Consider the following 14,467-nt stretch of genomic DNA (forward strand, 5'->3'; position numbering starts at 1 on the left):
CTCAACATTCTACACCCGGAACGGATGGCTGGCTTGCCCTTCGTTGTTCCGCAAAGTTGGTAGAATGGCCTCAGGGATGCCTGTAAGGGCTCAGTAAGCGAGCCCCGATATGGTATGTGGCAAAACTACTACTATCCTAAGGAGACTAGAATGGCTGAGAACGAGACCAACCAGCAGCAGGGCTTGCAGGAACACCGCGTGTTCAATCCGCCCGCTGACTTCGCCGCCAACGCAACCATCTCCGGCATGGACGCGTACAACAAACTGTGCGCAGAAGCTGCGAATGACTACGAAGGTTTCTGGGCCCGTCTGGCGCGCGAGAACCTGAGCTGGCAAAAGCCTTTCACGCAAACCCTCGACGAATCGAACGCCCCGTTCTACAAGTGGTTCGCCGACGGACAACTGAACGCTTCGTACAATTGCCTCGACCGCAACCTCGAGAACGGCAACGCCGATAAAACCGCGATCATCTTCGAGGCCGACGACGGCCAGGTGACCCGCGCCACCTATCGCGAGCTGCACGAGCGCGTCTGCAAATTCGCCAACGGCCTCAAAAGCCGCGGCATCAAGAAGGGCGACCGCGTCATCATCTACATGTCGATGTCGATCGAAGGCGTGGCCGCGATGCAGGCCTGCGCCCGCATCGGCGCGACCCACTCGGTGGTGTTCGGCGGCTTCTCGGCGAAATCGCTGCAGGAACGCATCATCGACGCCGGCGCCGTGGCCATCATCACCGCGGACGAGCAGATGCGCGGCGGTAAATCGCTGCCGCTGAAATCCATCGTCGACGAAGCGCTGGCGATGGGCGGCTGCGAGACCATCAAGGACGTGATCGTCTACAAGCGCACCGGCGGCAACATCAACTTCCAGCAAGGCCGCGACCTGTGGCTGCACGAGCTGGTGGACGGCCAGTCCGCGCAGTGCGAGCCGGAGTGGGTCGACGCCGAACATCCGCTGTTCATCCTCTACACCTCGGGCTCGACCGGCACGCCGAAGGGCGTCCAGCACAGCACCGGCGGCTACCTGCTGTGGGCCGCGCTGACGATGAAGTGGACCTTCGACATCAAGCCGGACGACGTCTACTGGTGCACGGCCGACATCGGCTGGGTCACCGGCCACACCTATATCTGCTACGGCCCGACCGCCGTCGGCGCCACGCAAGTCATCTTCGAAGGCGTGCCGACCTTCCCGCATGCCGGCCGCTTCTGGGAAACCATCGCCAAGCACAAGGTCTCGATCTTCTACACCGCGCCGACCGCGATCCGTTCGCTGATCAAGATGTCGAACGCGGACGAAGCGGTGCATCCGAAGAGCTTCGACCTGTCCAGCCTGCGCCTGCTGGGCACCGTGGGCGAGCCGATCAATCCGGAAGCCTGGATGTGGTACTACAAGAACGTCGGCAACGAGCGCTGCCCGATCGTCGACACTTTCTGGCAGACCGAAACCGGCGGCCACATGATCACCCCGCTGCCGGGCGCGACGCCGATGGTGCCGGGCTCCTGCACGCTGCCGCTGCCGGGCATCATGGCCGCCATCGTCGACGAAGCCGGCCATGACGTCCCGAACGGCAACGGCGGCATCCTGGTCGTGAAGCGTCCGTGGCCGTCGATGATCCGCACCATCTGGAACAACCCGGACCGCTTCCGCAGCGCCTACTACCCGGACGAGCTGGGCGGCAAATACTACCTGGCCGGCGACGGCGCGATCCGCAACAAGGACACCGGTTACTTCACCATCACCGGCCGCATCGACGACGTGCTGAACGTCTCGGGCCACCGCATGGGCACGATGGAAATCGAGTCGGCCCTGGTGGCGCACCCGGTGGTGGCGGAAGCCGCCGTGGTCGGCAAGCCGGACGAGACCACCGGCGAAGCCGTCTGCGCCTTCGTGGTGCTGAAGCAGGCCCGTCCGACCGGCGAGGAAGCGAAGAAGCTGGCCGCCGAGCTGCGCAACTGGGTCGGCAAGGAAATCGGCCCGATCGCCAAGCCAAAGGAAATCCGCTTCGGCGACAACCTGCCGAAGACCCGCTCCGGCAAGATCATGCGCCGCCTGCTGCGCGTGCTGGCCAAGGGCGAGGCGATTACCCAGGATGTGTCGACGCTGGAAAACCCGGCGATTCTGGACCAGCTGAAGGAATCCGCTTGAGTGCTCAAATGAGCAATTCAAACTGATCGATTGATAGCAGAGTTACGCCGCACTATGAAAATGGTGCGGCGTTTTTTTTGCGCCATCCCGTCGTGATCGGCGCGGTGCTAGGACGCGCCGTCGTCCTTGTCCGGAGAGCCGAACAGCGCATCCAGCGGGTTCGGCTTTTTCGGCGCCGCCGCATCGCCACCGCCGAACAGCGCGTCGAGTTCGGCACGCTGGCCGGCGACCGCCGCGCGCCCGCGCGTGCCCGCGAACTCTTCCTCGATATTGTCCCGATAAAAACTCCAGGCCGCGCCCGAGGTCGAGAACCGTCGCCAGACCTCGCTGCCCACGTTCGCGTAATCGATGGCGCTGCCGTCGTCGAATTCCACACGCAGCGTGCGCGCCTTGTTGTCATAGCCGATGGCGCGGAGTTTGCCGGCGTTGATGCGTTTCATGTCCATGTGTGGCTTCCGGTATGCGTCAGAGACGTGCCAGTCTACCGCCATCGACGAGCAGCGACGCGCCTTGCACGAAGCGGGCCTCGTCCGATGCCAGGAAGGCGACGACGGCGGCGACGTCGTCTGGCTGGCCGACATCGGCCTTGTCGACGATTTCGATCCCGGAGCGCACGTTCGGGTTATCCCACAACATGGGTGTATCGATGGCGCCCGGCAGCACGGCGTTCACGCGGATGCCCTTGGGCTTGCCCTCCAGCGCCGCCGAGCGCGTCAGCGACAGCAGGGCTGCCTTGGCGGCGGCGTAGGAAGACACCATGGGCTCGGTTTCGATGGCGTGCACGCTGCCGACATTGACGATGGCGCCGCCCCCCTTCATCCGCAGGAAGGCCTGCTTGATGAAGTAAAAGGCGCCGACCAGGTCGACGTTGAGGATGCGCGTCCAGTCCTCGCCGGTCTGCTCCTCGAGCGGCTTGAAGATCATCAGGCCGGCATTGTTGACGACGATGTCGATGCTTCCGAAGTGCTGCACGGCGGTGTCGACGGCAAGCGCGACGTCGGCTTCTTTCGAGACGTCGCAGCGGACGGTGGCGATGCGCGCCGCATCGGCGTCCCTGGCCAGTTCGGCGCTGGCGGACGCGAGACGCGCTTCATCGAGATCGGCCAGCACCACGCTGGCGCCTTCGCCCAGCAGGCGGCGTGCGATCGCCAGGCCGATGCCGCCGGCGGCGCCGGTAACGATGGCGGATTTTTTTTCCAGGCTCATGGTTTACTCCGTGTTTTTGGGAGCGGCGGTGGCCGCTTCGCTGTTCTCGTGGGCGGGCACGGGGGCGGCCTGCGGCGCCACGTAATCCTGCGGCAGCGACACCGGCACCTGCAGGCAAACGCTCTGGGTCGGCAGGACTTTTCCCCAGGCGCGGATCAGGTCGCGATAGGCCGTGCCCACCGGCCGGATGTTGCGGTCGAGGTCGAACAGGCCCAGAGGGTTGACCGTGCCATTGTTTTCCCTCAGTGCGCTGTCCCAGTCGACCTGGTCGGTCAGGGAATACCATGTGAACCCGACCACCGGCACACCGCTGTTGCGGATGCTGAGGACGTTCGCCCATTCCTTGCGTAACCACTTGACGGCTTCGTCGCCGACCGGGCCCTGGACCAGATTGGTCTCGGTATGCATGACCGGCAAGCGGTAGCGGTCGTAGTATTGCTGGGTAATCACCGCATACCCGAACACTTCTCCGGACGGCCAGGTGTTGCCGTCTTCGTCGACGAAGTGCTCATTGGTCTGGTAGTAATCGTTCCCCATGAGGCAGTGATGCTTCAGGTTGTTGTTGAGGAAGAAGTGGTACTCGTCGGGTGTCATCCCGTTGGCCATCAGGTATTCGTACATCTGCGAATCCACGCGCCGGCCGTAATTGAGGTCGAGGGACAGGAAACGGCTGGCGTTCTTCATTTCCGCCGGGCCGATCGCTTCCGGACACTCTGCATGGAAGTACTCGCTCGATTCGCTCTGCACGAACAGGGCGTCGGGCCGCACCTCCAGGATTTCGCGCATGGCCAGGATGTTTGCCTTGACGACGTGCTTCAGCGCGGTGACGAACGTCCGGTCGGTAGTGCCTTGCTCGTTCCACCAGCCATACAGGCCGGAGAAGAGGGCGCAGATCGACATCTCGTTGACCGGCGTGTACATCTGAACCCAGGGAAAGCGCGCGGCGAATGCGCGCGCATAGTCCGCGAACAGAGCGGGGAAATCCGGATTCTGGAAGTTGCCGATCCAGTCCGGCACGCCGAAGTGGCAGAGGTCGACAATCGGAATGATATTGCGCCGATGCAGTTCGTTGAAGGTTTCGTCAGCGAAAGACCAGTCGTAACGCCCCGGGCCGAGCCAGGAAAGATGCAGGGGCGGACCATAGCGCAGGACGCGAATGCCGAGTTCCTGCACCAGGTCGAAGTCGGTGCGCCAATGCTTGTAATGCCCGCATTTCTCCATTTCATCGACCCGGAACTTGCCGTTGCCGATCATGGGAATGCTGTTCTCGATGCCGGTTGCAAACATGAATCCAGTAAACACCTCGTCCCCCGTTCAAAAACTCGGGACAAGCTTACTGGTCCGTCAGCAATTCCTATGTTCGAAAGCGAACTCAACTGGCATAGCGTTACAAATTGCCATGTACGGTCACAGCTTTTCCAGCTGCTGCTTAGCATACCCCGCACCGCTGCCGCCCGGCGCCAGCTCCAGGTAAGTCTTGTACGCGGACTTCGCCTTGTCGCCCTGGCCCGCGCGCGCATACGCATCGCCCAGGTTCATGTAGGCGATCGCCCGCGACGGGTCCATCTTGATCGCGTTCTCGAACCAGCGCGCCGCTTCCGCAAACTTGTCCTGCTTGTAGAACACGAAGCCGAGATTGTTGGCCGCCAGCGCGAAGTTCGGCCGCAGCTTCAGCGCTTCGGTGAACTGCGCCTCCGCCTGCGCATACTGCTTCTCCTTGTACAACTGCAGGCCGTGGTCGTTGGCGCGCTGGGCCTGCTGGCGGCCCGAGACCGGCACGGCGGCCGGCGCGGTGATGGTCGCGGTGCCGCCCTGCAGGTCCTTCACGACGACCGTGGCAGAGGGCGCGGAGGTTTTCGCATCCAGCTTGGTATTCAGCGCGATCGCATCGTTCGACAGCTGCGCCGTGTTCGTATTCAGGAACTCGGTTTCTTCCGGCAGCTCGAACACGAAGTCGCCGCCCTCCGAACCCGGCAGGCTGCCGAAGGCCGGGGTCTGCTGCGAGACGCTGGACACCGCCGGCGCGACATAGGCCGCCAGTTCGGTCGCCGTGATCATGCCGTCGCCGTTCAGGTCGGCCTTGCCGCCCAGGCCCTGCAGCAGGGTCCAGGTGAACACCGAGTGGCCATTCGGGCCGCCGTCGGACACTAGCTGGTCGGTGCCGCCGGCGGTCAGCATCTGGCGGCCGAGGCGGCGTCCGTTCTCGCGCAGGAAGGCTGCGTTGCCGCCGCCACGCGTCAGACCGAGGCCGCTGTAGCAGGCGTCCATCACGAACAGCTCGTGCTTGGCCGGCAGGCTTTCGGCGATGTTCTGGATTTCCGTCATCGGGATCGCATCTAGGGCCAGGTTGTCCGGATCGGCGTCGAAGGGAACGATGTAGCCGAGATCGCGGCCCGAGCTGAGCTTGCGCGTGGCGCCGTGGCCGGCGAAGAACATGAAGACGCGGTCGTTCGGCTGCAGGCCGCCCGCGTTCTTCCCGCGCTCCATGAGGTCGTGGAAGGCGCCGAGGATGCCGGCGCGCGTCGCCTGCTCATTCTTCAGCGTGATCACGCGCTCGGGCGCGAAGCCGAACTTCTGCACCAGCACCTGGCCGACGCCTTCGGCATCGCGCACCGCATACTGCAGGCGCGGCCACTTCTTGTATTCGTCGATGCCGACCAGGATCGCCCAGGAATTCGCATAGCCGGTGGCGGCGGCGCGCGGCACCGGCGTCGCTGCGGCGGTGCCGCTGACTTTGAAGCTGCTGCCATCCCAGCCCGCAAACTGGTAGCCCTCGGCCGCCAGCTTCTCCAGCACCAGCGGCAGCGCCTTCACGGTGCGCTCGTGGATGTCGTGGAACAGGATGATGCCGCGGCCTTCCTTGTCGACGGAGCGCAGCACGCGGTCGGCAATCGAGGACGGCACCGGGTCGGCCCAGTCCAGCGAATCGATATTCCACATCACCGACTTCAGGTGCGCATCGGCCAGCATGTGCATGCCTTCCTTGTTGCGCGCGCCGTAGGGGAAGCGGAACAGGGCCGAACGCTGCGGATTGACGGCGCGGAGCAATGTATCGGTGCCGAGGATCTCGGTCTTCAGGCCGTCGCCGCTTTGCTTGGACAGCTGCGCGTGCGTGAGGCTGTGATTCGCCAGCACATAGCCGTCCGCCATCAGCTTGCGGCTGACTTCCGCGCCGGCGTTCAGGTGCGCCTCGCCCTTCGCATCGAGCGTGCCGATATTGCGGCCGACGCTGAAGAACACGGCCGGCGCGTTGTACTGCTTGAGGATGGCCGCGATCTCCTCGCTGTAGCGGCGGTGCGGGCCGTCGTCGAAGGTCAGCACCACGGTCTTCTTCGGCAGTGCCTTGCCGAAGATCTCGTCTTCGTCCTTCGCCGGCTGCTGGGCTTGGGACGGCGCGCCCGGCTCGGCAGGTTCCGGCTTCGAAGGGTAGGGCAGCACAACGCCGTAATCCTTGAGGATGCGCTCGCGCTGGTACAACGTTTTCAGATAGGCCGTGTAGCTGTCCCACTTCTCGCGCTTGAGGGCGATGGAGCGCGACTCGAAGCGCCCGAACACTGCGCGGATCTCCCTCTCGTAATTGCGCTCGATTTCGGCCAGCGCATCGAGGTCTTCCGAAACACGCTTGTGCAGCTTGATGGCCGGCAGCGACGAATCCTTGGCCACCTGCCCGAGCAGCGACTGCATCAGCTCACGGAAGGCGAGGCGGTCGGCGTCGTACAAGCCTTCGCCCGACTCGACGTAATCGAGCAGGCTACCAACCGCATCGAAGCGACGCGGGTCGCCGGACGCCAGCAGTTTGGTCAGCGCTTCATCGACCTTGGCGATGCGCTCCTGGTTCTCGTGGAAGAGCTGCTGGCCGACTTCGTGGGTCTGGGCCTTGGCGGCATCCGACAGCTTGTCTTCGTCTAGCGTGAGCACGATCATCTTGCGATACGCATCGAGCATGCGCGCCAGGTCGGCCGAGATGGCGCTGACGTTCATGCCCGGCCCGGCGGCTTGCGGCACGGGCGTGTTCGGTTTGCGGGAGGCGATCCAGGTGCCGGAACCGGCGCCGGCAGCGGCGACGGCGAAGATGACGAGATAGAGGGCTTTGCGTTTCACGGCCAAGTGGTGAAAGTTTTAATTTGGCAACAATATCACCAGTCGGCGGATCTGGAACAGGGAAATGCGCAAGCACCGTGGGACGCTACGAAAAAAGCCGCCTCGCGGGCGGCTTGCGTTACTTTTACGCGTCGCTCAAGCGCGGCGCTTATGCAAGGCGGCCAGGGATCCCAGGCCCAACAGAACGAGGGCAATGCTGGCCGGTTCGGGCACGTCGCCCTGCTGGTTCTGGTTCGGATCGGTCGGCAGGTCGCCGCCGATCAGCGTGAGCGAGTTGTCGTCGATGAAGGAATCCAGATCGATGCCGAAGTTGCGGTGGAAGTTCATCGTGTAGTCCACCGACCAGGCCGACAGGGGCACGTCGAAGATGCCCTGGTACTGCTTCCAGACGCCGTCATGCGCATCGATGGTAGCCGTGGACAGGCTCGAAATGACGCTGCCGGCTTGCGTGCGCCAGGTCAGCGAGACCCAGGCATCGTCGCTGGGGATGTCCTGGTCCAGACCCTGTTCCCAGAACGACAGCGCGACCTGGCGCGCCTGCCCGAAGCCCGGCAGCAGCACGTTCTGCGTCAGCGTGCCCCAGGCGCCGCTGTAGCCGCTGAACATGTAGCTGCCGCTGCGCGGATTGATGCCCGGGTCGAAGCTGCCGTCGTCGACGCGCGGGTTAGAGACGCCGCCGACGGTCCAGCCCAGCAGACTGCCGGCCTCCGCGCCGCCATTGGTCAGCAGGGTGGCGTGGCCGGTCATGGAAACCATCAGGGAAGCGAGGGCAACAGCAAGCTTGAGGCGCATGGGAACTCCGAATAAGGTTGTGAAATGGGATGCTGGAAAACGCCGTACGGCACGCATGACGCAAGCTGTGTTCGGTAGTTCGAGGGAGTTTTTGGCCCATGGATCCGATAACGGTGCGCGTGCGTTGACGACGGTTACCGGCAGGGATGGGGCCGATGAGATGCTGGAGCAAGCATCCGACTCGGCTGGCAGGGAGTGGACGCGGTGGGGCTCTGCTGAGCAGTGTAGCATGAAACAGAGCCTTTAAGACAACCGATCAGGACGAGGACAGCACGAAGGTGTTGCCGTCCGGGTCCTTGAACTTCGCAAACGAACCCCAGGGCTGCACGGTCGGCGGCTCGATGAACTCGACACCGCGCGCGCTGAGCTGGCGGTAGGTCGCCTCCACGTTATCGCAGCCGAACGCGCCATTGAAGAAGGTACCGATGCGGTCTTCCTGGCCGTCCATCGTGAACAGCACGACGCGGGTGGACGAGTGCGCCACGCGCAGCTCGATCCAGCGCTTGCCCGGGCCCATCGGCTGGTCGGTGGAGATCTCGAAGCCGAGCTTCTCGGTGTAGAAGGCGAGGGCGCGGTCCTGGTCGGAGACGGGGATGCTGACGAACTTGAGTTGGGTGATCATGGTGGCGTTTCCTGTTGAACTTGTTCCGACCGGCATTATCGTGTCAGTATCACCTCCGGTGTGCTTTTAACGACTATAGTACTTATGACTACCCTGCTTACGCGTCAGTCTACGCTCGACGCCTATGTATTCGATGTCCTGATGCCGGACCTGGTCGGCCACGACCGGCGCCCGGCTGCCTTTGTCGTGTATCTGTTCCTGATGCACAGTGCGCAGGCGCTGGGACGGGACCAGGTGCCGGCCAGTCTGCAGACGATCGCGGTGAAGACGGGCTTGTCGAAGTCGGCGGTGCAGGTGGCCTTGCGGCACCTGAAGCGGCGCGGGCTGATCGGCGCGGAGGAGGTGGGCACACAGGTCAACCCGGTGCGGCAAGTGCTGCGCCCCTGGCGACGGCGCCTGGAGGCTGCGTGACGGTTGCTATTGTGCTGCTGGGAATCCTTGCTATAATAGGCGGCTTCGCAGCCATGCGAAAACCCATCAGGAGAGATGGATGAGTGGTTTAAGTCGCACGCCTGGAAAGCGTGTATAGGTTCATAGCCTATCGGGGGTTCGAATCCCCCTCTCTCCGCCAAGAACATGTATCAGACGATCGAGAGTCGTCTGCCAAACCCGCGTAACTCCCTGTGAGTACGCGGGTTTTTTGTTCGTTAAGTACCGTCAACGGCTTTCAAAACCCGATCATCATTGGCACATTTTTGTGGATGGGTGCCAGAAGTCTGGAACAGCTTCCATGGGACCCCAACGTTAGATTGCGAACAAGCAACGTTAGTGCTATAACTACTGGCGAGTCTGTTTATAGGCAGATATCCGCAGTCACAATTATAGGGCTAATAAATTCGATGGCTACATGGCGGTCTGACATAATAAAAGCGCTTGAGCAGAGTGGCGGGGTTGCCCGTCTGGTCGATATTTATGCGTTGGTGAAGAGCTATCGGACGAATGTGCCGCCCTCTTATCAGGCAATGATACGAGGAAGTATAGAGGCCGCCTCCAGCGATTCAGAGGTCTGGCATAAAAATCCAAACAAAAAGCACGATCTGTTTTACTCCGTGGATGGGATCGGAGGCGGTGTCTGGGGTCTGCGGTCGATGTTGGATGAAACCCCAGTCGCTATCGATGTAGTAGAGCCAATGATAAGCGGCGGAACGGTGGTTCCAGGAAAATCATTAATTCAGACATATCGGATCATCCGAGACACCAAGTTATGTCGCCACATTAAGAAATTGCACAACTACGAGTGCCAAATATGCGGTTTGGCGATAAACCTTCCCGAAGGAGGAAAGTATGCAGAAGCTCATCATATTATTCCTCTTGGATCGCCACATAATGGCGCAGATAAGGCTGAGAATATTATTGTCGTCTGCCCGAACCACCATGCCATGTTGGATTATGGCGTACTCAAACTAGAGCTTGCGCTTATTATCACCCGAGAGCCACACAGCATTTGTCAAAATTCTATAAATTACCATAACATAAAAATTTACGGAGATTCGAAGAAGGCGTTGTCTCTCGATGAAAACGTCAAACTTGACCTAAGTGAAGCTTGAGATTCGATCTGCAGACCGAACATTCGCCTAAATCGCAGGGCTTAAGGCGGATGTTTAGTACCACTTACGAGACATCCGCCAACAAGTCCATCACGTCTAGACTTGCCCCCAAGCCACTGCTAGCATGCCATATCGATAATTTTCGAGGTGCCGCAGCATGGAACTAAGCGCAAGCCCAAAAGAAGAACCCGCCACCAGCTCGACCCGCGATGTCATCACCGGCATGCTCTTCGTCGGCCTGCTGTTCTTCATCCTCGGCTTCGTCACCTGGCTGAACGGCTCCCTGATCCCGTTCCTGAAGATCGTCTGCCAGCTGACCAACTTCCAGGCGCTGCTGGTCACCTTCGCCTTCTACATCGCCTACACCGTCATGGCCCTGCCGTCGGCGGCGGTGCTGAAACGGACCGGCTACAAGAAGGGGATGACGCTGGGCCTGGGCATCATGGGCGTCGGCGCCTTGCTGTTCGTGCCGGCTGCGCAGACCAAGCACTATGAGCTGTTCCTGGCCGGGCTGTTCACGCTGGCCACAGGCATGACCCTGATGCAGACCGCGATCAATCCCTACATCGTCTGCATCGGCCCGCGCGAAAGCGCCGCCATGCGCATCAGTATCATGGGCCTCTTCAACAAGGGCGCCGGGATCGTCGTGCCGATCATTTTTGCGAGCCTGATGCTGAAGGATATCGATACCGCGTCCCAGTCCGTACTGGCGCAGCGCCTCGTGTTCCCTTATGTGTGCATGGCCGCGGCGCTGTTCGCGATCATGGTGTTCATCCATTTTTCGACGCTGCGCGAGATCCCGCCCGAAGTCGATGGCGCCGACGGCCGCATCGATGCGAGCTCGGTGCTGCAGTTTCCGCAGCTGGTGCTGGGCGCGCTGGCGCTGTTCGGTTATGTTGGCGTGGAGGTGATTGCCGGTGACACCATCGGCTTGTACGGCCACGAACTGCAGGTCGCGAACTTCGGCGTGCTGACCTCGTACACGATGGTGTGCATGGTGCTCGGTTACCTGGTCGGCGTGGTGGCGATTCCGCGCTGGTTGTCGCAGCAGCGCGCGCTTGTCTTGTCGGGTCTCGTCGGCATCCTGCTGGTCGTCGGCGTGGCCACAGGATCGACCACGGACACCGGCCTGTCGCAGGCCCTGATCGGGTGGGCCGGTGCGCCACTGGTGCCGAATACCGTGATGTGCCTGGCGCTGCTCGGCCTTGCCAATGCAATGGTGTGGCCGGCCATCTGGCCGCTGGCCTTGCAGGGACTGGGGCGCCATACCGCCAGCGGCTCGGCCGTGCTGGTGATGGCGATCGCCGGCGGTGCGCTGCTGCCGCTGCTGTACGGTCATCTGTCGGACATCGTCACGCCGCGTAGCGCCTACTGGCTGATGCTGCCTTGCTATGCGCTGATCCTGTGGTATGCCGCGGCCGGCCACAAGATCCGCAGCTGGCGCTAAAGGAGAACACCTTGAGTCACCGACCACTGGCTGCGCGCACGCTGGCCTTGTTGATTGCGCTCGCCGCGCCGATGGCCATGGCGGAAGCGCCGGCGCCCGCAAAACAGCAGGCGTCTGCGTCCCCGAACCAATACGCCAGCGCCGGCAAGCTGCAGCTGCGCTGGGACCTGCAGCGCAACCTGTTCACCGCCCAGGCCCCGCACGGCCGCACGCAGGCCCGCCTGATCCTCACCAACCATGACAGCCGGCCCTTGCCGGCGCAGGGCTGGTCGCTGTACTTCAATTGCCTGGACCGCCTGCAGCCGGGGCCCTTGAAAGGCAATCTGCTGCTCGAGCAGGTCGCGGGCTCGCTGTTCCGACTGCGCCCGGCACCGGGTTTCGAAGGCGTGGCGCCGGGGCAGACGCTGGACATCGACTACACCTATGCAGGCATGGTCATCAAGCTGTCCAAGGCGCCGGTCGGCTTCTACCTGGTCTACGATGCCGCGCCCGAGGTCGGCCTACCCATTACGGACTTCGCGCTGCTGCCGGTCACGCGTCCCGAGCAGCTGGACCGCGGCACCAGCGGCCACAAGCCGGTCGTGACGCCCGCGGACACCTATCGCCGCAACGCCCAGGCCGACCTGCTGCCTGCGGCCGAAGTGCCGCCGGTGCTCCCCACGCCGCTGCAGATGCAGACCGGGGAAGGGAAGCTGCTGCTGACCGCGCAGCCGAACGTGCAAGCACCCGCCGCGTTGAAAAACGAAGCCGCGCTGGCACGCTCGCTGTTCCCGCAAGCCCTGCCGGCAAATAAAGGCCCACTACTCAAACTGCGCATCGGCACCGTCGACGGCCAGTCCTCATCCGAAGCCTACCGCCTGACAATCGCTGCCGACAACGGCATCGCCATCGTCGGCAACAGCGCCGCCGGCGTCGCCTACGGCCTGCAAACCCTGCGCGAGCTGCTGCCGCTGCCGGATGCAAAAGAGCTGTCGCTGAAAGAAGTGAGCATCGTCGACGCCCCGCGCTTCGGCTACCGCGGCTTCCAGCTCGATGTCGCCCGCAACTTCCACGGCAAGCAGACCGTGTTCAAGTGGCTGGACTTGATGGCGCGCTTCAAGCTGAACAAATTCCACTTCCACCTGACCGACGACGAAGGCTGGCGCCTCGAGATTGCCGGCCTTCCCGAGCTCACGACAATAGGCGCGGTGCGCGGCCACAGCGCGAAGCCAGGCGTGCGCCTGCAGCCGGCCTATGGTTCCGGCCCGGATCCGCGCGACCCCAGCGGCAGCGGCTACTTCAGCCGCGCCGACTACATCGAGATCCTGCGCTACGCCCAGGCGCGCCACATCGAGGTGATCCCGGAAATCGAGATGCCGGGCCACGCGCGCGCCGCCGTGCAGGCGATGGAAGCCCGCTACCATCGTCTGAAGGCGGCAGGGCGCAAGGACGCCGCCAAATACCTGCTCAACGACTTCGAAGACCAGTCGAAATACAGCTCGGCCCAGTACTTCACCGACAACGTCATCAACCCCGGCCTCGACTCGACCTTTACCTTCATCGATCACGTGGTCGCCCAGGTCGTCGCCCTGCACCGCGAGGCGGGCGTGCCGTTGCGGACCCTCCACATGGGCGGCGACGAGCTGGCCAACGGCGCCTGGGAGCGCTCGCCGGCGAGCCTCGCGCGCATGAAGAAGGAAAAGCTGGCGAGCACGGAAGACCTGTGGGACTACTTTTATGACCGCGTCGACGGCATGCTGCGCAAGCACGGTGTGTCGACCTCCGGCTGGGAAGAGCTGGCCGCGCGCAAGACGAAGCTGGCCGGCCGCAACAAGCTGATTCCAAACCCCCGTTTCACGCAGCGCGGCTTCACGGCCTGGGTGTGGAACAACACGCGCGGCGCCGAGGACCTCGCCAACCGACTGGCCAACGGCGGCTACGACATCGTGCTGGCGCCGGTTTCAAGCATGTACCTGGACATGGCGGCCAATCCGAATCCGGAGGAGCCGGGCGTCAACTGGAACGATTACGTCGAGCTGGACACCGTCTACGACTTCGTCCCCTACGACATGCTGAAGAACCTGGGCGAGACTGCGCGCCTCGGCAAGGATGGCCTGACCGATTACGGCAGGGGCCATGTGCGCGGGCTGGAAGCGACCCTGTTCACTGAGACCGTGCGCGACGCCGGCCGCATCGACTACATGGTCATGCCGCGCCTGGTCGCGCTGGCGGAACGGGCCTGGGCTGCAGACCCGGCCTGGGCGCTCGAAGCGGATCCTGCCAGGGCGTCCGCGCTGCACCGGCAGGCATGGTCGGGCTTCGTGAATGCGCTGGGCCAGCGGGTGCTGCCGCGCCTGGATCTCGAGCAGCCTGCCGTCGCTTACCGAATTGCGCCGCCCGGCCTGATGCTGGATGGCGAGCAGGTGCTGGTCAACCACGTCCTGCCCGGCATCACGCTACGCTACACCAGCGATGGCAGCAATCCATCCGCCGCCAGCAAGCTGGTAACGGGACCGATTACCGAGCGTGGCCTGATCAAGGTGGCGGCTTTCGACCGCAAGGGCAGGTCGGGACTCGTCGCGAGTATCGACCGCCGTTAAAAGGGCCAGAAGCAGTCCGGGCAAGATG

General features: G+C 63.0%; 11 protein-coding genes and 1 tRNA gene. 6 read left to right on the top strand and 6 right to left on the bottom strand.

The window, feature by feature from the left end; genetic code table 11:
• The first annotated feature begins 150 nt into the window (after positions 1–150).
• A complete protein-coding gene (gene acs, locus AC07PE_RS15140; protein ID WP_498765799.1) occupies positions 151–2,145 on the top strand; it encodes an acetate--CoA ligase in 1,995 nt (664 codons plus the stop codon).
• A gap of 107 nt (positions 2,146–2,252) precedes the next feature.
• On the opposite strand, the gene AC07PE_RS15145 is transcribed toward acs, so the two are convergent.
• The 6 genes from AC07PE_RS15145 to AC07PE_RS15170 form a co-directional block, all read right to left on the bottom strand.
• Positions 2,253–2,591 (bottom strand): KTSC domain-containing protein, encoded by a 339-nt coding sequence (locus AC07PE_RS15145; RefSeq protein ID WP_498765801.1) that lies wholly within the window; start codon positions 2,589–2,591, stop codon positions 2,253–2,255.
• 19 nt (positions 2,592–2,610) lie between these two features.
• Positions 2,611–3,351, bottom strand: coding sequence for an SDR family NAD(P)-dependent oxidoreductase (locus AC07PE_RS15150; protein ID WP_498765803.1), 741 nt, complete (start codon positions 3,349–3,351; stop codon positions 2,611–2,613).
• Between the two features lie 3 nt (positions 3,352–3,354).
• Complete coding sequence (locus AC07PE_RS15155) at positions 3,355–4,638, bottom strand: family 1 glycosylhydrolase (protein ID WP_498765805.1); 1,284 nt, start codon at positions 4,636–4,638, stop codon at positions 3,355–3,357.
• A gap of 120 nt (positions 4,639–4,758) precedes the next feature.
• A complete protein-coding gene (locus tag AC07PE_RS15160; protein ID WP_498765807.1) occupies positions 4,759–7,452 on the bottom strand; it encodes a polysaccharide deacetylase family protein in 2,694 nt (897 codons plus the stop codon).
• Positions 7,453–7,587: 135 nt separating this feature from the next.
• On the bottom strand, positions 7,588–8,244 hold the full coding sequence (locus AC07PE_RS15165) for a PEP-CTERM sorting domain-containing protein (protein WP_498765809.1): 657 nt from the start codon (positions 8,242–8,244) through the stop codon (positions 7,588–7,590).
• Positions 8,245–8,500: 256 nt separating this feature from the next.
• A complete protein-coding gene (locus tag AC07PE_RS15170) occupies positions 8,501–8,866 on the bottom strand; it encodes a VOC family protein (protein ID WP_498765811.1) in 366 nt (121 codons plus the stop codon).
• 84 nt (positions 8,867–8,950) lie between these two features.
• Between AC07PE_RS15170 and AC07PE_RS15175 the strand changes: the two genes are divergently transcribed.
• From AC07PE_RS15175 to AC07PE_RS15195, 5 genes are all read left to right on the top strand, one after another.
• Positions 8,951–9,277: a helix-turn-helix domain-containing protein gene (locus tag AC07PE_RS15175; RefSeq protein ID WP_498765813.1), complete on the top strand. Its 327-nt coding sequence runs from the start codon at positions 8,951–8,953 to the stop codon at positions 9,275–9,277.
• Positions 9,278–9,346: 69 nt separating this feature from the next.
• Positions 9,347–9,437, top strand: a tRNA-Ser gene (locus AC07PE_RS15180).
• 268 nt (positions 9,438–9,705) lie between these two features.
• Complete coding sequence (locus AC07PE_RS15185) at positions 9,706–10,413, top strand: HNH endonuclease (protein WP_498765815.1); 708 nt, start codon at positions 9,706–9,708, stop codon at positions 10,411–10,413.
• A 157-nt stretch (positions 10,414–10,570) separates the two neighbouring features.
• Positions 10,571–11,860: a sugar MFS transporter gene (locus tag AC07PE_RS15190; protein WP_498765817.1), complete on the top strand. Its 1,290-nt coding sequence runs from the start codon at positions 10,571–10,573 to the stop codon at positions 11,858–11,860.
• A gap of 11 nt (positions 11,861–11,871) precedes the next feature.
• The gene (locus tag AC07PE_RS15195; protein ID WP_498765819.1) at positions 11,872–14,439 is read left to right on the top strand and encodes a family 20 glycosylhydrolase; all 2,568 of its coding nucleotides are present in this window, start codon (positions 11,872–11,874) and stop codon (positions 14,437–14,439) included.
• Positions 14,440–14,467 lie beyond the last annotated feature (28 nt).

The sequence above is a fragment of the Telluria sp. GW821-FHT07G12 genome (genome assembly GCF_059418525.1).